Raw genomic sequence first — 20,911 nt, 5'->3', positions numbered from 1 at the left:
GAACTGTCTAAGCCGCCAGCCGGTCGAGCAGGGCCAGCATGACCGGCGCGTCGGGCATCGGCAGCACGGCGTCGATCCGCTCTAGCAGGCGCGATTGCAACAGCGCGTTGCGCGCCTTGCCGATGGTGCCGAGCGGACCGCGAAATCCGTGATCCTCCCAGGCCATTTCGAGCAGGCTCTCGCTGATCAGGGCCTCGATGAGGTCGTCGGCCTGGCGCTCGATGCTGATCAGCGGATGGGCCGAGAACACGGTGGGCTGCGGATAGAGGATGACGGGCTTGGCCGGCGCATTAGCCTCGAGCCGTTTCCAGCGGTCGGCGTCCTGGAGCACCCATTCGACCAGCTGGTTCTCGTAGCCGACGATCAGCGGCTGCGCGCCCGCGCCGCCTGCGACATAATCGTCGAACAATTTGCCTGATGACGGCGGCTTGAAGCCCATGCGGCGGAACACGGTGGCGACATCGCCGTCGATTCTGCTTAAAGTCTCGGGCATCACCACGTCGCCGGACAGCAGACTCGCGGCAAGACCGGCGAACATGAAGCCGGAGTTGGACTTGTTCGGATCGGTGCAGACCACGCGGGCGCGACCGAACAGATCGGCGACGCCGATCGCCGACCAGTTCTCGCCGGCGATGATGGCCTTGAGCAGCTTCGACAAATCCACCGTGTAGCGCGGCCCGCCGGCGGGCTGCGCGATGCCGCCCTTGACCAGGCCGTCGGCGATGCGATCCCAGGAATACAGCACGATCGGCGAGTTGAAGATCACCTGGTCGCGCGTGATTTTCACACCCGAGGATCGTGCGACTTCTACGAGCACCGAAGATGACGGCCACAAAAATTGCGGCTTCTGGTCGAGCAGCGCGCGCTCGCGCACCATTTCCACCGAGCCGGCACGGCGGCCGTCGAGGACGAGGCCGAAACGGCGCTCCAGCGTGTTCTTGACCCGGGCGTTGGCCAGAAACCCCTCCTTCTCACCGCCGGCAAAGCCGAACAGCCGCTTGGCTTCGCCGAAGCGGCCGGCAATTTCAGGATGCTCGCGCAGATAAACATAGCCGCCGGTCGCCGCTGCACTCGCAGCGACGAGGCCGATGCCGAAGGCGCGGCGCGAGATAGCCATCAGGGCGTTCCTCTCTTGGTCTCAACTGGAGCTGCCGGCGGCGTCGGGCCGATGTCCTCGTCGAGCGAGCTTTTGAGCAGTTTCAGCTCGATATCAAGCTTGTCGAGGTCGGCGTCCCTCAGATTGGCGGCATAGCGGGTGAAGGCGCCGTCGAGCCGCTCGATCATGTCGCCCGTGGCGGCGAGCCGCGCGGTGTCGGGCACGGCGCTCTTCTCGAGCGAACGGTAGGCCTCTGCGATCTCGGCCGCGCGCGGCAGATAGTAGGTCAGGAACCGGCGCACCCGGTCAAGCCGCAAGGGATCGCTCTCGATCGCCGCAAAAATGTCGCGGGCGATCTGCACGAGATGACGGATGCGATCGGCGACCGCGCGGGTGCGGATCGCGGATGCGGTATATTCCATCCGCTCGGCGAGCGGCTCGGCTTCGGCCAGCAGCTCGTTTGCAAACTCGATCTTGCCGCGCGCAATGCCGCTAGCTTCGAGCGCGGCGAAGCGGTTCCGCGGCGCCAGCGCCACGACGATGCCGCCGCCGGCGACCGCGCTGATCGCGAGTGCGATCAGGAACGGCATGCCGAGCCCGATCGCCAGCGACGGCAACAGCGCTGCGGCTGTCACCCCACCCGCGATCCAGCCAAGCCCGGACGGCATTGCGGCCATTCAGTTGTACCCTCGTACGGCGCGGAACGCGTCGGTGAGACTCTTGCTGCCGTCGAACACGCGGCCTCCGGTCAGCTTCGCCAGATTGTCGAGCTGGCCCCGGTCGACCTCGGAGCCGAACGTCACGCCGAACACCGGCACGCGATGACCGTCCGCACGCCAGGCCGACTCGAATGTCGACATATATCCCTGACTCTTGCCGTCGGTCATGATGACGATGGCCGGCAGATGCTGGCCGTCGGCGAGCCGCGGCTTCATCAAGGCGAGCGCCTGCGCGGCACAGGTATAGAAGTCGGTGCCGCCGCCGGCGCGCAGTTCGAGCGCGCGGGCGAGCAGGCCGGTCTGCTCGTTCTCGTCGCCGGTGGCCCGCGCCGTCCAGAGGATGTGATCGCTGAACGGCAGCACCAGGATCTCGTCCGACTTCGTCCACTGCACCAGCACCTCGCGCGTGCGTGCCGGCGTGAGCAGGAAGCGTATGGCATCGAGCAATTGGGTCTCGCCCGGGCCCTGCATGCTGCCGGAGACGTCGAGGCAGAGCGCGGTCAGCGAGGGCCGGCGCAGCGCTTCCTGGTAGATCAGCAGCGCTTTCTGGATCACCGCCGGCTCCGGCGGACGGATCACGGTCACGGGACGCGACGGATCGAGATTGGTCTTCGGGTCCGCGGCAAGCGGCGTGGCGCGGCCGATCTCGACGCGCCGGCCGGTCTTGGCGATCTTGCCTTGCGTATCGCCATTGAGCAGGAACGCCTGGAGGTCGGTGAAGAAGCTCTCGACCTCCTTGCCGCGGCCACGGTCGACGAAGCCGAGCGGCGAATCGGCGACCGCCACGCCATCGGCGGGATAGATCGCGTAGAGCGGCTCGTGATTGTCGGCGATCAGCTTGTCGTTGGTCTCCTTGATGACCGCCTCATAGTTCCAGATCGCCTGGTAATGCGCGCCGCTGCGCTCGCCGTCGCGGTAGAGGTCGGCGAGCCAGCCGCTGGAGCCGGCGCTGCGCTCGACGCCCTTCAAGAGTCCGCGTGCCGTCGCCAGCACCTCGGGCTTGTCGAGATCGCCGGCCTCGATCAGATCGGGCTTGCCGATCCCCGCCGCGAGCATTGCAAGATAGGCGGCGGCTCCCGAATTCGATTGCGTCGCCGACGTCATCAGGAATTTCAGCTTGCCGGCCTCGACGGCGGCGAGGATGTCCTTGGCGGTCACCTTGGCGCCGATCCAGCCCAGCTCCTGCGCCTTGGAGCGGCGCACGCCGAGAATGACCGGCATCTGCACGATCGACTTGACCATCTTCACGCGCCGCGTGGTGTCGAACATGTCGATCCAGATCGAGGCGGCCGGCCACACGGCATCGGTGCCGGGATCGCCGGCTTTCAGCGCGAGGGCGATGTCGAGCGAACCCTGATAGCGCATGGTGCAGGTCGCGTTGCGCGACTTGCAGAACTCCTGCACCAGCGGCTCGAGGATGTCGTTCTCCGAGCCCGAGAGGATGGTGAATTGCGGCCCCGGCCCGCCGCAGCCCGACAGCAGTGCGGCCATCAAAGGCACGGCGAGCAACGCCAACGAACGCCGCAGGAAACCGAAAATCCTCATGCGCGAGCCTTCATGCAGCAGCCCTTATGCAGAAGCTTCATGGAGAAACCGCTACAACGCACGCATCAAGGCGCAGCCTTCGCGATCGCGGTCTTCAACTCATCCGTCAGCTGCGACATCCGCTGCTCGATCTCGGCGCGCTTGGTGCGGCCCTGCTCCTGCACGGTGAGCACGCCGGAGATGGTGTCGATCAGGTCGCGGTTGGTCTTCTCCAGGGTCTGGATGTCGACGATGCCGCGCTGCGACTGCTTCTCGATCTCGATCGCCTGGGTCTTCATCATCTCGGAAGCTTGGCGCATCATCTCGTTGGTCGCATCCGTGACCGTCTTCTGCAGCTCCAGCGCCGACTTCTGCCGGTTGAGGCCGAGCAGCAGGATCATCTTCTGCTTCCACACCGGGATGGTCAGCTCGGTGGTTGCCTGCAAATTCTCGATCAGCGTCTCGTCGCCGGACTGGACGATGCGGATCTGTGGCAGCTGCTGGATGCCGATCTGGCGCGCCTGCTGCAAATAGAACACGCGCTTCTCGAGCCGGTCGAGCGCCTGGAGCGCATCCTGATAGGTCTGCGCGGCGAGCATGGCATCGCTGCCGGCGCCTTGCGCCTTCGCGTTTCGCTCCATCTCGATGAGCTTGCCGCCGCGGAATTCCTCGGTGAACGCCTTGCCGGCGGCGATGTGCATGTCGAGCTGACCGAGCGCACCCCTTGTCTGCTCGTAGAGATCGTCGAGCAGGGCGATGTCGCGGCGCAGGACCTCCTTGTTGCGGTCGAGCTCGACGCAGACGCGGTCGACCTGCGAGGCGACGTCGTTGAACTGCTCGGTGAAGCGGCGCAACCGCGCCTCCGCCGACGAGAACAGGCGGGTGAGAAAGCCCTTGTCCTTGAGATCGGCCGGATCGAGCCCGCGCGCCTTGCCGAGGATATCAGTCAGCAGCTTGCCGGTGGCGCCGAGCTCGCGGTTCTGGGTCTGGGCGAGGATGCGGTCGGCGAACTCGACCACCGAGCGCTGGGCCCGCTCGCCAAACGTGACGAGGCGCGAGCGATCCGAAATGTCGATCTCGGACTTGATCCGCGCGACCGCGGATGCGTCGGTCGGAAGTGCCGGGACATTGATGGTTTCGCTCACCATTTGCTCCTTGGTTCGTGCCGCAGCCAGGATCTCGACCTGCCGCTTGGGCAGGAAAGCCCGGCTCGTCTGACAGATTGATGACAGCCCTGTGGACTTGGTCGGTGCACAGGCCGTCCGAGTTCGGTGGTGGGACAAAATTTCACATTGGCTTCAATTCGTTAGGACGGCGGCGCGCGCTCCGGTAGGCAGGCCGCGATCTTCCTTGGCGCGATTGGTTCAGGCTGTGGCAATTGACGGGGGGCGGTCAGTTGCATTGAATTGGTCGGCCTATCGGCTGAACGATATCAAGACAGTGGGGATGGAAACGATGGCGCGCAAGATTGCGAAGCTGTGTGCGTGGCTCGCCGGTGCTGCGGCCGTAATGGGTGCAAGCGCCGGCTCGGCGGCGACGCTGGCGGAGGATGCGGACACGGTCTGCAAGGGGCTCACCGGCGGGACGGATGTCGTGAAGATCGATTCCGCGACATCGCTGGCGCCATCGCAGCTCGCCCTGGCCGAGCGCGGACCGACGCCGTCGGGGCGCATCACGCCGGCCAATCCCGCCTTCTGCAAGGTGCTCGGCCGTATCGATCCGGTCGATCCCAAGGCGCCGCCGATCAAATTCCAGGTCAATCTCCCGGTCGAATGGAACGGCCGCTCGCTGCAATATGGCGGCGGCGGCTTCAACGGCGTGCTGATCACGGGCCTCAGCCTGCCGCCGGCCTATCCTTTCGACAAGCCGTCGCCGCTGGCGCGCGGCTTCGTCACCTACGGCACCGATTCAGGCCACGAATCCAAGCCGGGCGAGCCGCCGCAGCTGTTCGCGCTGAACGACGAAGCCTTCGAGAACTTCGCGCACCGCGCCTACAAGAAGGTGCGTGACGCCGCCATCGCGCTGATGCAGCGCGCTTATGGCAAGAAGCCGGAGAAGATGTACTTCATGGGCTCGTCCGAAGGGGGCCGCGAGGGCCTCACCATGGCGCAGCGCTATCCCGACGATTTCGACGGCATCTTTTCGCGCGTGCCCGTCATCAACTGGGTCGGCTTGCAGCATGCCGGCACGCGTTCGGGCCTTGCGACCATGGGCGAGGGCTGGATCAACCCGGCGCAGGTCAAGCTCGTCGCCGATGCGGTGCGGACGGCTTGCGACAAGGCCGATGGCGCTGGCAATGCGCTGGTGCGGGATCCCGTCGCCTGCAAGGCCGCCTTCAAGGTCGAGACGCTGCGCTGTGAGGCCGGCAAGACGGGCGATCAATGCCTCACCGAGCCGCAGGTCAAGGCGGTGCACACGCTGCATGGGACCTACAAATTCCCGTTCGCGCTGGCCAACGAGCTCGACGATTATCCGGGTTGGGGTATCTCAGGCGAGGACACGCCTGCCATCGGGCCGACCGGCGGCTGGACCGCGTGGTGGCTCGGCACCGCGCCGCCGGCACAGCCGCCTGCACCCAACAACGGCATCGCCTGGATCTACGGCGCCGGCGGCATTCAATATGTGTTCGCGCGCGATCCCAAGCTCGACGTCGCGACCTACAAGGTGGAGGACCACAAGGCGCGGCTGCTCGAGGTCTCCAGCCTGATGGACTCGACCGATCCTGATCTGAGCCGCTTTCGCGCGCGGGGCGGCCGGCTGATCATGCTCGAGCACATGGCCGACTACGCGCAGAGTCCCTATGCCGGCATCCGCTATTTCGAGAGCGTCGAGCGCAAGCTCGGCAAGGCCGAGACCGCGGAGTTCGCGCGGCTCTACACCGCGCCCGGCGTCGACCATGTCGGCTCCGGCGCGCCCGCCAATATCGACATGCTGAGCGTGCTGGTCGATTGGGTGGAAAAGGGCAAGGCGCCGGGCGATCTGGAGGTCAGCGAGCAGAAGCTCAAGGCACCGTCATTTGCCGTGCTGCGCGCACTGCCGCTGTGTCGCTGGCCGGCCTGGCCGCAGTACAAGTCCGGCCCGGTGACCGAAGCGGCGAGCTTCACCTGCGCGCCGTAACCCTTCACCTCTCCCCGCTTGCGGGGAGAGGTCGGATCGCTCTTGCGATCCGGGTGAGGGGGTACGGGTCTCTCGATGGATCTCACGTGTAGAGAGAGCCCCTCACCCCGACCCTCTCCCCGTAAGAACGGGGAGAGGGAGAAGAAGCGCGCCTAGTGCGCGCCACCCCCGCCGGCCGCCTTCACGCGCCGTGTCAGCATCACCGCGATCGCGGCGAGCACCAGCACCACGCCGATCACGGCAAAGGTGTCGGAATAGCCCATCACCAGCGCCTGGCGCCTGACCGTCTTGCCGAGCGCGATGATGGCCTGCTCGCGCGCGGCGTTGGGGTCGGGCACACCGTGCGCGATGAAGTAATTGGTCATCTGTGCGATGCGATCACGGACTTCCTCGCGGCCAAGCGTGACCGAATGGCCGATGATGTTGGAGTGGAACTGCTCACGCTTGGTGACGATGGTCGCGAGCACCGCGGTGCCGATGGCGCCGCCGAGGTTACGCATCATGTTGGAGATGCCGGAGGCGGCCGGCGCATCCTGCGGCGCGACGCTGCCGAGGCTGAGCGCCGACAGTGGCGCCAGGGTGAGAGCCTGACCCACGGCGCGCACGACGTTGGGGATGAAGAACTGGTCGCCTGAGTAGTCGAGCGACATCATGATGTTCATGAACGAGCTCGCCGCGAACAGCAGCAAGCCGATCGTCGCGATATAGCGGGCATCGAACCGCTGCATCAGCTTCGGCACCAGCGGAATCAGCAGGAGCTGCGGCAGGCCGGTCCAGGCCAGCACGTTGCCGATCTGCTCGGCATTGTAGCCCTGCACCTGGCCGAGATAGGCCGGCAGCAGATAGACCGAGCCGAACAGCGCGAAGCCGAGGAACACCGCGGCGATGGTGCCGACGCCGAAATTCCATTGCGTCAGGAGGCGCAGGCGCAGCAGCGGCTTCTCGACCACGAGCTCGTTGTAGATGAACAGCGACAGGCTGACCGCGGAGATGACCGCAAGCCGCACGATGAAGGGCGAGCCGAACCAGTCGTCCTTGTTGCCTTCCTCCAGAACGGCCTGGAGCGAGGCGAGACCAACTGCCATGGTCGCAATGCCGAACCAGTCGCCTTCGCGCAGAAGCCCGAGATTCATGGGAGCGCGTTCCAGGGTGAAGAAGAGGATGGTCACCATGACCGCGGTAGGCAGCACGTTGACGAAGAAGATGGTCTGCCAGCCGTAATTCTCGGTGAGATAGCCACCGATGGTCGGGCCGATGGCCGGGGCAAACGTCACGGCGAGCGAGAACATGGCGAGACCGATCGGCTGCTGGCCCTTCGGCAGCTTGGTGAAGACCAGCGTGAACGCCATCGGGATCAGCACGCCGCCGAAGAAGCCCTGCAAGCCGCGCATCGTGATCATCGACGGCAGATCGTGCGTGAAGGCACAGGCGACCGAGAAGGCTGCGAACAGCGTTGCGAAGCTCAGGATGATGTTGCGGAACGAGAACACCCGCGACAGGTAGTCGGTCAGCGGAATCACGATGATCTCGCCGATCAGGTAGGACGTGGAGATCCAGGATCCGTTGTCGACACCGGTGCCGATGCCGCCCTCGATGTTGAGCAGCGAGGCGTTGGTGATCTGGATGTTCAGGATCGCCATGAAGGCGCCGATCATCGCCGCGAAGACGGCGATCCAGACCGTGGCGCTGGCGCGATTCGGATCGGCGGCAACGCGATTAAGCGTCGCGGTCCGAGGTGCGGGTGCTGGCGTCGAGATTGTGAGGCTGCTTGACATGGCACGACCCTCCGGAAACGAGCTTTGCTTTAGGTTTTGCTTGGGGCGTCGTTGCCGCTTGCGCGGTCGGCGCTGAACGGGTTGCGATCGTCGGGATCACGGACATGCCAGGCCGCAGCGCGATCGCGGGCGCGGTCTCGGCGTCCAGCGCGATCTTCACGGGGATGCGCTGCACGATCTTGGTGAAATTGCCGGTGGCGTTGTCGGGCGGCAGCAGCGCAAACTCCTGGCCGCTGGCCGGCGCGATGGAATCGACGTGACCGTGCACGACCTGGCCCGGGAAGGTGTCGACCTCGATCTCGACGGTCTGGCCCGCGCGCACGTGGGTGAGCTGGGTCTCCTTGAAATTGGCGACCACATAGGCGCCCTCGGTCGGCACGATCGACATCAGTTGCGTGCCGGCCTGCACGTACTGGCCTACGCGCAGCGTGCGGTTGCCGACGACGCCGTCGATCGGCGAGACGATCGTGGTGTAGCCGAGATTGAGCTCGGCCTGACGCTGAATGGCGGCGGCGCGGGCGGCTGCGGCTTTTGCCTGCACGATCTCGGCCTTGAGCAAATCGACCTGCTTCTGTGCGGAGATGAGGTTGGCATTATCGCGTGCGATCGCGGCGTCCGCGCCGGCATCGCGTGCCTGCGCCTGCTGCGCGTTCTGGACGCTGCCATAGCCGGTCTTGGCGAGGTCGCTGTAGCGCTTGTTCTCCTGCTGCGCGAAGGTCTTTGCCGCCGTGTCGACATCGATGGTCGCCTTCGCCGCGGCGATCACGGCCTCCTGAACGTCGAGCTGGGCCTGCTTGCTGGTCACCGTCGCGTTGGCGGCAGCGACATCGGCCTTGGCCTGATCGAGCGCGACGCGGAAATCGCGGTCGTCGATCCGGGCCAGCACCTGGCCGGCCTTCACATGCTCGTTATCGCCGACCAGGACGCCGTCGAGATAGCCGCTGACCTTCGGCGCGATGGTGGTGTTGTCGGCCTTCACATAGGCGTCATCGGTGGAGACGAGGAAGCGGCCGACGGTCCAGTAATCGTAGCCGTACCAGGTTGCGCCGGCGAGGGCGGCGGCCGCCACGCCTGCTAGCAACAGCTTGCGAAGGTTCAGCTTTTGGCGGCGCGCGGGTTGCGACGGGGCGGGCAGGACGCCCTCCAGCCCAGGGGGCGGGACCACGGTGGCTTCAGTCTTGGACGGGGTGGTGTGCACGGTCATGGCCGGCTCCCTTGAATTAGGAAACTTGACGATTTCCAAAATAGGACTAGCTTTGGGACTGTCAATGGAATGACAGTCATCATCTAAAAACATGGCTCAGGCAAAACCGTCATCAGAATGTCGCCCGCGCGGGCGGCCCCCGGTGCGCAGCGACGACGAGACGAAGCGAATCGTCATCGAGGCCGCACGGCACGCCTTCGCTGTCGACGGCTACGCAGCAACCAGCACCGAGGAGCTGGCACGCGGCGCCGGCATCTCCACCAAGACTCTCTATCGGCTGTTTCCGGGCAAGGCGGCTCTGTTCGAAGCGATGTGCGCGGACCGGCTCGAGCGATTGCTCTCCGACGTCAATCTTCAGGCCAACAATCAGGCCGACATCGAAACGAGCCTGGCGGCCGTGCTGGTCGCCTGTGCCGATCTCGCGCTCGATCCGGAGGTCGTGGCGCTCCAGCGTATGGTGCTGCAGCAATCGGCCACGTTTCCCGACCTTGCCGCGAATTTCTACAGGGACGGCATCGCCCGCACTGCGGCGGCGCTCGCGGGCTGGCTTCGCGACCAGGTCAAGAAGAAGCGCATCGCACTCGATAACGTCGATGAAGCCGCCGGGATGATGATTGGCATGATGGTGTCTGCGCCGCAGCGCGCGGCAATCTATGCCAGCCTGACGCTGCCCTCGCGCAAGGAGATCGAGACGCGGGCGAAGGTATGCGCCGCCATTCTGCTCGACGGGTGCCGCGGGACGTCGGGCGACTAGCGACGGCAGGTTTTGACAATCGGCTGGAGTTGCGATTATATGCTTCGCATGCGAAATAAATCGCCCGAGGCGAAGCATCACCGTCTGATCTATCTGCTGAACGTCGCGCAGCGCCGGCTGCAGCGCTGGATGGCGGCACAGCCCTCGAACGAGGTGACGCCGGCGCAGGCGGGGCTGCTGTTCATCCTCGGCAAGCAGGACGGCGTGCTGATGGGCGGGGCAGGCGCGGCGCTCGATATGGGGCCGGCTGGTATCTCGGGGCTGGTCGATCGCTCTGCCGCGGCGCGGCTGGTCGAGCGGCGGGCCGATCGCGAGGACGGCCGCGCCTTTCGTGTCTGGCTGACGCCGAAGGGACGCACCGTGCTGGCCCAGGCGAAGACTGAAGCTGCCGAGATCAACGCGGCGCTGATGGAAGGATTTACAGCTGCGGAGATCGACATCGTCGCGCGCTGGCTGACGAGCATCCAGGACAAGTTTCCAAGAAGTTCAGACGAGAAGGAGTAGAGCAATGACCGAGCATGTGCGAGTTGAGAACAACCGCGGAATTCTCACGCTCACTTTGGCGCGCCCCGACAAGAAGAACGCGCTGACCGATGCGATGTACGGCAAGCTCGCCGACAGCATCGAATCCGCCGAGTTCGATCCGTCCGCCCGCGTGATCCTGATCCGCGGCGAGGGCGACATGTTCACCGCCGGCAACGACGTCGGCGAGTTCGCGGCCGTCGCATCGGGCAAGTCGGAAGGCAGCCGCAACGTCGTGCGCTTCATCCAGTCGCTGGCGCGCTGCACCCGGCCGCTGGTCGCGGCGGTGCAGGGCCGCGCGGTCGGCGTCGGCACCACGATGCTGCTGCATTGCGACCTCGTCGTGCTCGCCGACAACACGCAATTGTCGACGCCCTTCGTCAGCCTCGCGCTGGTGCCGGAAGCCGCCTCCAGCCTGTTGATGCCGGCGCGGATCGGCCATGCCCGCGCCTATGAGATGTTCGCGCTCGGCGAGACCGTTCCGGCCAAATCGGCGCTGGAATGGGGCCTCGCCAACCGCGTGGTGCCGCTCGACAAGCTCGATGCGGAGGCGCTCGCGCTGGCGCAGCGTCTCGCCCGCCAGCCGGCCGGCGCGCTCACCGCAACCAAAAAGCTGATGCGCAATGGCGAGGCGCTGGTGGCGCAGATGCAGGCCGAGAGCGAGCAGTTCGCGCAGCGGCTGCGCACCGCCGAGGCGCGCGAGGCGTTCACCGCTTTTGCCGAGCGCCGCCCGCCCGATTTCACCAAGGTTGCCTGATTTCGCCAGCGTAAAGCGTCAGTAGGCCGGGGAACTCCCGGCAATTTGACTAAAACCTTAACCGATCCTTGGCATGTCGCGATGCAGGGTGGCCCGCAGTTACAAAGCAGGCCCCCTGACCCCCATGGCAATGTTTAAGAAATCGGTAAGCTCGCTTCTCCTGACCTTGATGGCCCTGCTGGCCGTGGGCGCGCTCGCCTCTACCGCGATCCAGATGGTCGGAGCCTTCGGCCGCTACAGCGACAGCCTCGAGACTGCGCGGCTTGCCGCTGCCGACAAGGCGATCTTCCATGGCGTGCTGTCCCTGCGCAACAATCGCGGCGATGCCCAGAGCGCCATCCTCGGCGAGGACGATCCCAAGGCAAAGCTTGCCGAAGCCGAGAAGGCCGAGCAGGCCGGCTATGACGGGATCATCGCCGCGCTTGCGACTGTCGATTTCGCGCGCCGCGACGAGCTCGCCGACACGCTGAAGCAGCGCTGGAGCGACGCCGCGCCGCAGTTCCAGCTGTTCTACGACGAAGCCAAGCGTCCGCGCGCCGAGCGCAAGATCGAGCGGACCAATTCCTGGTACGATGCCGTCACCAAGGTGATCGACACCGCGAACCTCGCCTCGACCGCGGTGTCGAACCGCGCCTGGATGAACGATCCCTATATCGCCCGCATGATCCAGGTCCGCCGTTTCGCCTGGCAGGTGCGCGACCGCTACGGCATCCATTGCTCGTCGCTGCGCTCGAACGTCAATAGCAGCAAGCCGCTCGACGACGCCCAGAAGCGATCCGTGGCGCAATGGGACGGCACGATCAACTCCGGCTGGGCCGGCATGGCGGAGCTATTGGCTGCGCCAGATGTGACGGCGGAGCTGGTGACGGCCGCGACGGAGGCCAAGGCCAAGACCGACGGCGTCCTCAAGCAGATCGGCGATCTCACCAAGAATTTTGATGGCAGCGGCAAGCCCGCGATGCCGGCGTCCGAATGGAACACGCTGTGCCAGTCACCGTTCCCGCTGATTGTCGGCGTGGCGACCAAGGCGCTGGACCAGTCGATCGCGCGCGCCGAGGCGGTTCAGACGACGGCGCTGACCAAGCTCATCGTGCAGTCGCTCGCCTTCCTGCTCGCGCTCGCCGTGACCATGGCCGGCGTGTACGTCGTGCGCAACCGCCTGATGCGCCCGGTGCGCGCCATCCTCGACGCGATCGCGCGCATCAGCGCCCGCGACTATGCGACGCCGGTGCCGCAATCGAAATATCCGGACGAGTTCGGCACCATGGCCGCCGCGCTGGAAAGCCTGCGCGAGAGCGCGGCAACCGCCGAGCGCCTCGGCCAGGAACGCGAATCGCAGCAGGCGCTGCAGCTCGCCCGCTCCGGCACCGTCGATGCGGCCTGCCACAGCTTCGACGATACCGTGCAGGCGGTCATCCAGAGCGTGGTGGCCTCGACCAAGGAGCTCGATGCCACCGCGACCGGCGTGCGCTCGCTGGTTTCGGAATCGAGCAGCCAGACCGCAGCGGTCTCCTCTGCAGCCGAGCAGGCCACCAACAATCTCGAGACCATCGCAGCTGCAACCGAAGAGCTCTCGGCGTCGGTCGGCGAGATCTCCGCACAGGTGCAGTCGAGCGCCCGCGAGGCGCGCGAGGCCGTGTCGCAGGCCGCGCAGACCAACGCCACGGTCGAGATCCTCGACCAGACCGCAAGCCGCATCGGCGAAGTCGTGAAGATGATCCACGCCATTGCTGGCCAGACCAATCTCCTCGCGCTGAACGCAACCATCGAAGCCGCACGCGCCGGTGAAGCCGGCCGCGGCTTCGCGGTGGTCGCCGGCGAGGTCAAGAGCCTTGCGGCGCAAACGGCGACCGCGACGGAAGAGATTTCGCGCCAGGTCGAGGAGATCCAGGGCGCGACCGGCCAGGCGGTGACCGCGATCCGCGCCATCGGCGGCGCCATCAGCGGCATCGACGAGAAGATGACGGCGATTGCGGCCGCGGTCGAGCAACAGCGCGCGGCCACCACCGAGATCTCGCGCAACTTCCAGCAGGCAGCCCAGGGCACCCGCGAGGTCACCGACACCATCGGCAGCGTCGCCAGGCTGAACCAGGAGACCGGCAACGCCGGCACGGTGCTATCCGAATCCGTGAAGAAGATGTCGGCGGATGCCGATCGTCTCCGCGTCGCGGTCGAGGGCTTCCTCGGCGCGGTGAAGACCGCCTAGCTTCACTCAGTTCTTCCATCCCGACGTCGCGCGGGCATTGCCGCCGGTTCGCGCGGCGAGTACATCTGTGCCGCCGCACGAGCGCGGCACCAGACGTAAGATACCTCAGGGATGGAGAGTTCGATGCCGGTTACCCCACACAAGGCCCAGCGCCCCTATCGCGGCGTGTTCCCGGTCGCGCCCACCATCTTCGACGAGCGCGGCGAGCTCGATCTCGAAGGCCAGCGCCGCTGCATCGATTTCATGATCGATGCCGGCTCGCACGGCCTCTGCATCCTCGCAAACTTCTCCGAGCAGTTCGTGCTCACCGACGCCGAGCGCGAGACCGTGATGCATGCCGTGCTGGAGCATGTCGCTGGCCGGGTTCCCGTCATCGTCACCACCACGCATTTCAGCTCCGCCGTCTGCGCGGCGCGCAGCAAGCAGGCTGAGGCCGCGGGTGCTGCCATGGTGATGGTGATGCCGCCTTATCACGGCGCGACCTTCCGCGTGCCCGAGAAGGGCATCGTCGAATTCTTCAAGGTGCTCTCCGGCGCGATCACCATTCCCATCATGATCCAGGATGCGCCGGTCGCGGGCACGCCGCTGTCGGTCGAGCTGCTCGCGCGCTTGTCGCGGGAGTTTTCCAACATCCGCTATTTCAAGATCGAGGTGCCCGGCGCTGCTTCAAAGCTCCGCAGCCTGATCGAGGCGGGCGGCAAGGACATCGAGGGTCCCTGGGACGGTGAGGAGGCGATCACGCTGCTCGCCGATCTCGACGCCGGCGCCACCGGCGCGATGACCGGCGGCGGCTATCCCGACGGCATCCGCCAGATCATCGATCCCTATTTCGCCGGCGATCGCGAAAAGGCGAAAGCCGCCTATGAGCGCTGGCTGCCGCTGATCAACTACGAGAACCGCCAATGCGGCCTGATCGCCTGCAAGGCGATGATGCAGGCCGGCGGCGTGATCAAGTCGGAAGCGGTACGCCATCCCTTGCAACCGCTGCATCCGGCAACGCGCGCGGGGCTGCTGGAGCTCGCCAAGGAACGCGATGCGCTGGCGCTGCGGTGGGGGAAGTAGCGGCGATACGCTCTGCTGTCGTAGGGTGGGCAAAGCGGAGCGTGCCCACCACCTTTACCGACGGCGACAGGTGGTGGGCACGCTCCGCTTTGCCCACCCTACGAAGGTCTGCAGTGGAGGAAGTAGCGCCAAACATTCAGTGTCGTCCCGGACAAGCGCGCGCCGATCCGGGACCCATAACCACAGGGAGAAGTGTGGCGAAGACTTGGAGTTGGCAGCTGACTCTATAACCTCTCCCTGGGGTTATGGGTCCCGGCCTTCGCCGGGACGACACTGTGGGTGAGGTACGCGCTCGCCTCACCTCATCGGCCTGTATCGCCTGAAGGCGTCGAATTAGCGCGGCTCGGACCGTTCCCCGCAGCTCGGCAATGGCATATTGTACGCTCGCCGACCAAGCCCGCGGGATGCATCTCAAGACATCGCGGAACAGTTCTTCATTATGCCGCTATCCCGAGCCAGGTTGGCGCGAACCGACAGAACAGGGAGGCAGTGCCATGACGATGAGGCCGGATCCCACCTTTCACGCATCGCCCAAGCTAGCGATGGAAGCACCGGCGGAGAACTTTGCCTACACGCTGCTGCTCAGTGCGGATTTCTCAAAGCCGGATGCTCTCGCGGTCATCGACGTCAAGCCGGGATCGCCGACCTATAGCCAGATCGTTCATACCGTGACGATGCCCAACAAGGGCGATGAGTTTCATCATTTCGGCTGGAATGCCTGCTCCTCCGCCTTGTCGCCGCTCACCGGACACGCCTTCATCGAGCGGCGCTATCTCATCATCCCTGGGCTGCGCTCGTCGCGGATCTACATCATCGATACCAAGCCAGATCCAACCCAGGCCAAGATCCACAAGATCATCGAACCGGAGGAGGTCTTCAGGAAGACCGGCTACTCACGGCCGCATACGATCCATTGCGGGCCGGACGGCGTCTATGTGAGCACGCTGGGCGGCGGCGGCAAGGACGGCACCAACGGACCTCCGGGTGTCTTCATCATGGATTGCGAGACGTTCGAGGTGCTTGGTCGATGGGAGATCGACCGCGGTCCGCAGACACTGCATTATGATTTCTGGTGGAACCTGCCGCGCGACTACATGGTGTCGAGCGAATGGGCGCTGCCGCCGCAGTTCGAGAACGGGATCGTCCCGGAAGACCTGCTGGCGAACAAATATGGCCATCGTCTCCACTTCTGGGACCTTCGTGCCCGCCGCAACGTGCAGACCATCGATCTCGGCGCCAACCATCAGATGGCGCTGGAGGTGCGGCCAGCGCACGATCCGGTTCGCGAGTACGGCTTTGCCGGCGTGGTGGTCGACACCACCAATCTCGAAGGTTCGATCTGGACCTGGTGGCGCGAGGGCGGAAAATTCCATGCCGAGAAGACGGCGACCATCCCGCCGGAGCCCGCCGACAAGGAGAAGCTTCCGCCGCTATTGCAGGGCTTTGGCGCCGTGCCGCCGCTGGTGACCGATATCGACCTGTCGATGGACGATAGATTCCTCTATGTCTCCTGTTGGGGCACCGGCGAGATGCGCCAGTACGATGTCAGCGATCCCAGAAAGCCCAAGCTTGCGGGCTCGGTACATACCGGAGGTATCGTGCGCCGCGCGCCGCATCCGAGTGGCAAGACATATGCGGGTGGTCCGCAGATGGTCGAGATCAGCCGCGACGGCAGGCGCGTGTACTGGACCAATTCGCTCTATTCCACCTGGGACGACCAGTTCTATCCCGACGGGGTTCCGGGCGTGGAGGTCATGGCCAATGTCGGTCGCAATGGCGGCCTCGAGCTCGACAAGGACTATTTCGTGAGCTTCCCCGACGGATATCGTGCGCACCAGATCAGGCTCGAGGGCGGCGATTGTTCGACGGACTCCTTTTGCTACCCGTCGGTCTAGATTGGGGGCACGCGAGCCCGGCAGTCGGCTGGCTGTGGCTCGCGCTTGTTGCGAGCGGTCTCTACCATGGCGTCAATCCGGGAATGGGATGGCCGCTCGCCGTTTCGGCCGGGCTCATGGACAAGAGCCCACGCGCGCTCTTTGGTGCGTTGTGGGCCCTCTCGGCCGGGCATCTCCTGGCAACACTTCTCGTGCTGCTGCCATTCGCGTTCCTGCTCGTACTGGCCGCGTGGCAGCGTCCAATCCAGCTGGTCGCGAGCCTTGTCGTCATCGGCTTCGGCGTCTATCAGCTGATCGCGCGGCGCCATCCCCGCGCGTTGGCACGAATTCCGCCGACGCAACTGGCGCTCTGGTCATTTGCCGTCGCCATTGCTCACGGCGCCGCTTTGATGCTCGTGCCGATCTATCTTGGGCTTTGTCAGGCCTTCGAGCTCGATGCCGGCCATGAGGCAGCGGGCGCGCTGATGCAGGCAAGTCTCGGGATGGCGGTACTGGTGTCGCTGGTTCACGTGACCGCCATGGTCGGCGCCGGCGGGTGTCTGGCGTGGCTGGTTTACCGCTATCTGGGATTGAAGTTCGTCTCGCGAAGCTGGTTCAACCTGGATGCAGTCTGGGCGTCCAGCCTCGTTCTGGTCGGCGCGGTGGCGCTCGCCTTCAATCTTGCGAGCTGGCGCTGAGGTTCAGAGCGTCAGAGCCCACTCGCCGATGATGCGAAAGCGCGCCTTGGAGTCATCCTGCTTGAACAGCGCGATGCGGTCGACCGTCAGCGTATCGAGCTTCAGCGCCGCAAAGCTTCCCCGCAGCATCTCCAGAATCGGCCCGCGCCGTCCCGCATCCAGCCGCCCCGTCAGCGTCATGTGGAATCGGAATTCCTCCATCACGTAAGGATAGCCCCAGCGATCGAGATAATCGCGCTGGTGCTCGCTCAGCTTTTCGGGCTTGCGCCGCGCGCGGTCCTCCGCGGTCAAGGCCGGACGAAAGGAATCGAACTCGCGGACGCAATCGGCAGCGAGCTGTTGAAGTGCGTCCACAGGCTCGGCCGGAATCACCGCAATGAAGCCGCTGATGGAATCCACGATCGGGCTGATCGCTGGGATCGGCCGCGCCTTGCCGGCGAAGCTCGCACAGGCAGCCGACAACTCGGCCTCGGTCTTCTCGGCCGCCAGCGCCATCGGCGCCTTCAGCGTGGCATGAAAGCCGTATTTGCGGGGATCGCCTGTGACGTCGCGCCAGTCCGGCGCGATGCGCAATGCATCCGCGGGAAACGGGAGTTCGTCGCCTGTATAGGCATCATAGCCGAGCAGCTCGGCGCCGAACCGGGTGAGGGCGCTGTCGCTGCCTGCGGCAAAATAGATCGCGTAGCGGGGAAAGCCTGTCATTGCCCGAACATAACCGGTTTATGCCGCAACGACAGCCTCGCGCGGCGTCGGCGCGGTTGCGAGCAGCCGCGTCGCATCGGTGAGGTGCACGAGCTTGCCGCCCGAGATCACGGCGATCAGCCGCGGCCGCAATGGCGCCGTGTCGTCGACGAGGATGATGTCGGCCCGGCGGCACTCCGCGAGCACGCCGCGATCGGTGAGGCCGGTCGCGCGCGCAGGTCCCGCAGAAACGAGGCTCCAGGCCTCGGTCAGCGGCAACACGCCGTCGGCGGCGAGGCGGAACGCGGCGAGCAGCTGCGCGGGATAGTAATAGTCCGAGGCCAGGACCGAGCAGAGCCCCTTGGCGATCATGTCGGACGCCTTGGTCCAGCCGGTGTGGCTGCCGCCGCGCACGACGTTCGGCGCGCCGTAGACGATGGCATCGCCATGGCTTGCCGCGGCGCGCGCCGTCTCCTCGTTGATCGGAAACTCCGCGATGTCAGCGCCAAGCTCGCGAAACTCCCGGCGCATCGCCGGTGTCGCGTCGTCATGCGAGAGCATCCGCACTTCGGCTGCGCGAGCAACCGCGGCCAGTCGCGAGACGGAAGCCGGAACCTCTGCGGCGCGCGCGACCACGCGATCGACCAGCTTGTCAAAATCCTCAGCCGACAGCCCCGTGCGCTCGACCATGCGGTTGCGCTTGCGCGGCTTGGCCATATCGGCAACCGTGCCGTCCATGTGGTCGTTGAAGGCGAACAGGTCGACGCGGCCTTCGGCGAGCCACTGGGTCATCTCGGCCTCGGCGTCGAGATTGTAGGTCTCGTGCCTCAGGTGGAAGCGGGTGTCGGCGGCGAATTGCGGACGCTGGCGTTCGATCGCCTCCATCAGCCCGCGTGCGTTGTCGGCGCTGCGCAGGCCCGGCTCCCACGAGCAGGTGGTGGCGTGGAACACAGTGGTGATACCGTTGCTGATCGCCTGGCGGTCGCTGTCGGCGAGCGCGACGTCGATCGGAAAGTCGACGCCGGCGCGCGGCATCATCTGCCGCTCGAAGGCGTCGCCATGGAGGTCGACGATGCCGGGCAGCACCAGGAGATTGCGCGCATCGATCGAAAGCCGCGCCCGGCCGCGCGAGGCATCGACCTCGGCGATATCAGTTCCGGACACGAGAAGCGATGTCTCGATGAGCTCGGTGCCGATCAGGGCCCGGCCGCCCTCAATGAAAATGTCTGTCACGCGACCGCGCTTCGTTTGCTGGTTGTGGAACTCGTCCGTGCTTCGTATGCCGCGAGAAAATCTTCAATCCCGAGTTTGCGGAAATTGGGTAGCGCCTCACGCAATTTGTCGTGATCCCAATCCCACCACGCGAGCTTGGCAAGTCGTCCGGCGATTTCTTCCGAGAACCGGCGCCGCACGATGCGCGCCGGATTGCCGGCGACGATGGTGTAGGCCGGCACGTCCTTGGTGACGATGGCGCCGGCCGCGATCACCGCGCCGGTGCCGATGTTGCGCCCCGGCAGCACGATGGCGCCGTGGCCGATCCAGACGTCATGGCCGATATGGACGTGGTGCTGGCGCCGCCAGTCGAAGAACTCGGTGTCGTCGCTTTCGCCTTCGAAATAGGCGCTGGAACGATAAGTGAAGTGCGCTTGCGTAGCGCGATGCATCGGATGATTGCCCGGATTGATCCGCGTCATCGCCGCGATCGAGCAGAACTTTCCGATCGTCGTGTAGGTGATCTGGGCGTCGTTCACGACATAGGAGTAATCGCCCATCGCGACTTCGTGCAGGATGGTGCGCGCGCCGACCTCGGTATAGGCGCCGAGCCTGGTCTCATGCAGTTTTGCGGAAGCATCGATGGTCGGTTGAACCGAAAGCTTCTTACCGGCCATGTTACATCCGTAATGCGAGGGCGGGCACTCCTCTTCGAGTGGCTTGATGACGATGTCATGACGCGGTGATGACAGGGGACGAGGTGTGTAGGATCGCCGCACCGCAACGCGTGTGTCACACAAGTGTCAAGCGCCGGCGTTAGCGGTGGCTTCCAGCTACTCTGGAGCCCTGCATGCTGGTGGTTGAAGGTCTGACGTGCCGCTTCGGCGCAAAAGCCGCGGTGGACGACGCTTCGTTTCAAATTTCCCCCGGCGGCTTCGTCGGTGTGATCGGGCGCTCCGGCGCCGGCAAGTCGACCCTGCTGCGGACCATCAACCGTCTCGTGACGCCGACGCAGGGCCGCATCGTGTTCGACGGTCTGGACGTCACCGCGTTGCGCGGCAAGGAACTGCGGCAGTGGCGGGCGCGTTCGGCCATGATCTTCCAGCAGTTCAACCTGGTCGGCCGGCTCGACGTGCTGACCAACGTCCTGATGGGGCGCCTCGCCACCATCCCGGCCTGGCGCTCGCTCTCACAGATCTGGCCAGAGCACGACAAGGCGCTGGCGATGTCCGCGCTCGAACAGTTCGACATCGCTTCGCTCGCCGCCCAGCGCGCCGACCAGCTTTCCGGCGGCCAGCAGCAGCGCGTGGCGATCGCCCGCGCCCTGGTGCAGCAGCCCGACATCATCCTCGCCGACGAGCCGATCGCCTCGCTCGACCCGCGCAACACCAAGATCGTGATGGATGCGCTTTTGCGCATCAACAAGCACTTCGGCATCACCGTGCTCTGCAACCTGCATTCGCTCGATCTGGCGCGCACCTATTGCGATCGCCTGATCGGCATGGCGGCGGGCCGCGTGGTGTTCGACGGCGCCCCGTCGGCGCTGACCGACCTCGTTGCGCGTGAGCTCTACGATCTCGAAGCCGCCGACGTCATGGGCGGAGCATCTGCACCGGCGCCCGAGGGCGTTCCCGCACTTGGAACGGCTGCGGCGGCCTGAGCCGCGCCGCTTCCGTTATTGCCCAGTTTTTGCGTCAACCGATCCCAACC

18 protein-coding genes are annotated in these 20,911 nt (G+C 65.5%); 9 read left to right on the top strand and 9 right to left on the bottom strand.

Going from position 1 to position 20,911, the window contains the following annotated elements:
• Positions 1 to 7: 7 nt before the first annotated feature.
• The 4 genes from BRAGE_RS0135690 to BRAGE_RS0135675 all read right to left on the bottom strand — a co-directional run bounded on the left by BRAGE_RS0135690 (position 8) and on the right by BRAGE_RS0135675 (position 4,484).
• On the bottom strand, positions 8 to 1,117 hold the full coding sequence (locus BRAGE_RS0135690) for a hypothetical protein (RefSeq protein ID WP_027561508.1): 1,110 nt from the start codon (positions 1,115 to 1,117) through the stop codon (positions 8 to 10).
• The gene (locus BRAGE_RS0135685; protein WP_027561507.1) at positions 1,117 to 1,773 is read right to left on the bottom strand and encodes a 5-bromo-4-chloroindolyl phosphate hydrolysis family protein; all 657 of its coding nucleotides are present in this window, start codon (positions 1,771 to 1,773) and stop codon (positions 1,117 to 1,119) included. The genes BRAGE_RS0135690 and BRAGE_RS0135685 overlap by 1 nt, the downstream gene beginning before the upstream one ends.
• A complete protein-coding gene (locus BRAGE_RS0135680; RefSeq protein WP_035730456.1) occupies positions 1,774 to 3,360 on the bottom strand; it encodes a vWA domain-containing protein in 1,587 nt (528 codons plus the stop codon). It lies immediately after the preceding gene.
• A 65-nt stretch (positions 3,361 to 3,425) separates the two neighbouring features.
• Complete coding sequence (locus tag BRAGE_RS0135675) at positions 3,426 to 4,484, bottom strand: toxic anion resistance protein (protein WP_027561505.1); 1,059 nt, start codon at positions 4,482 to 4,484, stop codon at positions 3,426 to 3,428.
• Positions 4,485 to 4,794: 310 nt separating this feature from the next.
• Between BRAGE_RS0135675 and BRAGE_RS0135670 the strand changes: the two genes are divergently transcribed.
• Positions 4,795 to 6,456 (top strand): tannase/feruloyl esterase family alpha/beta hydrolase, encoded by a 1,662-nt coding sequence (locus tag BRAGE_RS0135670; RefSeq protein ID WP_027561504.1) that lies wholly within the window; start codon positions 4,795 to 4,797, stop codon positions 6,454 to 6,456.
• Positions 6,457 to 6,608: 152 nt separating this feature from the next.
• Here the strand turns inward: BRAGE_RS0135670 and BRAGE_RS0135665 are convergent, their stop codons facing one another.
• The gene (locus BRAGE_RS0135665) at positions 6,609 to 8,231 is read right to left on the bottom strand and encodes an MDR family MFS transporter (protein WP_199820244.1); all 1,623 of its coding nucleotides are present in this window, start codon (positions 8,229 to 8,231) and stop codon (positions 6,609 to 6,611) included.
• A complete protein-coding gene (locus BRAGE_RS0135660; RefSeq protein WP_035730453.1) occupies positions 8,173 to 9,435 on the bottom strand; it encodes an HlyD family secretion protein in 1,263 nt (420 codons plus the stop codon). Before BRAGE_RS0135660 ends, BRAGE_RS0135665 begins: the two co-directional genes overlap by 59 nt.
• Before the next feature lie 142 nt (positions 9,436 to 9,577).
• Between BRAGE_RS0135660 and BRAGE_RS0135655 the strand changes: the two genes are divergently transcribed.
• The 7 genes from BRAGE_RS0135655 (at position 9,578) to BRAGE_RS0135625 (ending at position 17,308) form a co-directional block, all read left to right on the top strand.
• A complete protein-coding gene (locus BRAGE_RS0135655) occupies positions 9,578 to 10,189 on the top strand; it encodes a TetR/AcrR family transcriptional regulator (protein ID WP_322596935.1) in 612 nt (203 codons plus the stop codon).
• Between the two features lie 48 nt (positions 10,190 to 10,237).
• Complete coding sequence (locus BRAGE_RS0135650; RefSeq protein WP_027561500.1) at positions 10,238 to 10,693, top strand: MarR family winged helix-turn-helix transcriptional regulator; 456 nt, start codon at positions 10,238 to 10,240, stop codon at positions 10,691 to 10,693.
• Between the two features lie 4 nt (positions 10,694 to 10,697).
• A complete protein-coding gene (locus BRAGE_RS0135645; protein ID WP_027561499.1) occupies positions 10,698 to 11,468 on the top strand; it encodes an enoyl-CoA hydratase in 771 nt (256 codons plus the stop codon).
• A 124-nt stretch (positions 11,469 to 11,592) separates the two neighbouring features.
• Positions 11,593 to 13,674 (top strand): methyl-accepting chemotaxis protein, encoded by a 2,082-nt coding sequence (locus tag BRAGE_RS0135640; protein ID WP_027561498.1) that lies wholly within the window; start codon positions 11,593 to 11,595, stop codon positions 13,672 to 13,674.
• Between the two features lie 123 nt (positions 13,675 to 13,797).
• Positions 13,798 to 14,736: a dihydrodipicolinate synthase family protein gene (locus tag BRAGE_RS0135635; RefSeq protein WP_027561497.1), complete on the top strand. Its 939-nt coding sequence runs from the start codon at positions 13,798 to 13,800 to the stop codon at positions 14,734 to 14,736.
• 494 nt (positions 14,737 to 15,230) lie between these two features.
• On the top strand, positions 15,231 to 16,631 hold the full coding sequence (locus BRAGE_RS0135630) for a selenium-binding protein SBP56-related protein (protein ID WP_027561496.1): 1,401 nt from the start codon (positions 15,231 to 15,233) through the stop codon (positions 16,629 to 16,631).
• 83 nt (positions 16,632 to 16,714) lie between these two features.
• Positions 16,715 to 17,308: a hypothetical protein gene (locus tag BRAGE_RS0135625; RefSeq protein WP_092217953.1), complete on the top strand. Its 594-nt coding sequence runs from the start codon at positions 16,715 to 16,717 to the stop codon at positions 17,306 to 17,308.
• A gap of 3 nt (positions 17,309 to 17,311) precedes the next feature.
• Here the strand turns inward: BRAGE_RS0135625 and BRAGE_RS0135620 are convergent, their stop codons facing one another.
• Genes BRAGE_RS0135620 through BRAGE_RS0135610 form a run of 3 tightly spaced genes read right to left on the bottom strand, consistent with a single transcriptional unit; the run spans position 17,312 to position 19,878 of the window.
• Positions 17,312 to 18,010 carry a DUF1045 domain-containing protein gene (locus BRAGE_RS0135620; RefSeq protein WP_027561494.1) on the bottom strand — a complete coding sequence of 233 codons (699 nt, stop codon included), beginning with the start codon at positions 18,008 to 18,010 and terminating at the stop codon, positions 17,312 to 17,314.
• Between the two features lie 18 nt (positions 18,011 to 18,028).
• Complete coding sequence (locus tag BRAGE_RS0135615; protein ID WP_027561493.1) at positions 18,029 to 19,222, bottom strand: alpha-D-ribose 1-methylphosphonate 5-triphosphate diphosphatase; 1,194 nt, start codon at positions 19,220 to 19,222, stop codon at positions 18,029 to 18,031.
• The gene (locus tag BRAGE_RS0135610; protein ID WP_027561492.1) at positions 19,219 to 19,878 is read right to left on the bottom strand and encodes a chloramphenicol acetyltransferase; all 660 of its coding nucleotides are present in this window, start codon (positions 19,876 to 19,878) and stop codon (positions 19,219 to 19,221) included. The genes BRAGE_RS0135615 and BRAGE_RS0135610 overlap by 4 nt, the downstream gene beginning before the upstream one ends.
• Positions 19,879 to 20,051: 173 nt before the next feature.
• Between BRAGE_RS0135610 and phnC the strand changes: the two genes are divergently transcribed.
• Positions 20,052 to 20,861, top strand: a complete 810-nt coding sequence (phnC, locus tag BRAGE_RS0135605; RefSeq protein WP_027561491.1) for a phosphonate ABC transporter ATP-binding protein — start codon at positions 20,052 to 20,054, stop codon at positions 20,859 to 20,861.
• The last annotated feature ends 50 nt before the right edge of the window (positions 20,862 to 20,911 follow it).

Origin of the sequence: Bradyrhizobium genosp. SA-4 str. CB756 (genome assembly GCF_000473125.1) — a bacterium.
In the GTDB taxonomy this organism is placed as follows: Bacteria; Pseudomonadota; Alphaproteobacteria; order Rhizobiales; family Xanthobacteraceae; genus Bradyrhizobium; species Bradyrhizobium arachidis.
This window is presented reverse-complemented; position numbering and strand designations above follow the sequence as displayed.

Bases quoted from the DNA above. Each gene is read 5' to 3' on its own strand.
- BRAGE_RS0135630 (WP_027561496.1), top strand. From the start codon at position 15,231: ATGACGATGAGGCCGGATCCCACCTTTCACGCATCGCCCAAGCTAGCG.
- BRAGE_RS0135680 (WP_035730456.1), bottom strand. From the start codon at position 3,360: ATGAGGATTTTCGGTTTCCTGCGGCGTTCGTTGGCGTTGCTCGCCGTG.
- BRAGE_RS0135660 (WP_035730453.1), bottom strand. From the start codon at position 9,435: ATGACCGTGCACACCACCCCGTCCAAGACTGAAGCCACCGTGGTCCCG.
- BRAGE_RS0135690 (WP_027561508.1), bottom strand. From the start codon at position 1,117: ATGGCTATCTCGCGCCGCGCCTTCGGCATCGGCCTCGTCGCTGCGAGT.
- BRAGE_RS0135610 (WP_027561492.1), bottom strand. From the start codon at position 19,878: ATGGCCGGTAAGAAGCTTTCGGTTCAACCGACCATCGATGCTTCCGCA.
- BRAGE_RS0135645 (WP_027561499.1), top strand. From the start codon at position 10,698: ATGACCGAGCATGTGCGAGTTGAGAACAACCGCGGAATTCTCACGCTC.
- phnC (WP_027561491.1), top strand. From the start codon at position 20,052: ATGCTGGTGGTTGAAGGTCTGACGTGCCGCTTCGGCGCAAAAGCCGCG.
- BRAGE_RS0135650 (WP_027561500.1), top strand. From the start codon at position 10,238: ATGCGAAATAAATCGCCCGAGGCGAAGCATCACCGTCTGATCTATCTG.
- BRAGE_RS0135640 (WP_027561498.1), top strand. From the start codon at position 11,593: ATGGCAATGTTTAAGAAATCGGTAAGCTCGCTTCTCCTGACCTTGATG.
- BRAGE_RS0135625 (WP_092217953.1), top strand. From the start codon at position 16,715: ATGGGATGGCCGCTCGCCGTTTCGGCCGGGCTCATGGACAAGAGCCCA.
- BRAGE_RS0135620 (WP_027561494.1), bottom strand. From the start codon at position 18,010: ATGACAGGCTTTCCCCGCTACGCGATCTATTTTGCCGCAGGCAGCGAC.
- BRAGE_RS0135635 (WP_027561497.1), top strand. From the start codon at position 13,798: ATGCCGGTTACCCCACACAAGGCCCAGCGCCCCTATCGCGGCGTGTTC.
- BRAGE_RS0135665 (WP_199820244.1), bottom strand. From the start codon at position 8,231: ATGTCAAGCAGCCTCACAATCTCGACGCCAGCACCCGCACCTCGGACC.
- BRAGE_RS0135685 (WP_027561507.1), bottom strand. From the start codon at position 1,773: ATGGCCGCAATGCCGTCCGGGCTTGGCTGGATCGCGGGTGGGGTGACA.
- BRAGE_RS0135670 (WP_027561504.1), top strand. From the start codon at position 4,795: ATGGCGCGCAAGATTGCGAAGCTGTGTGCGTGGCTCGCCGGTGCTGCG.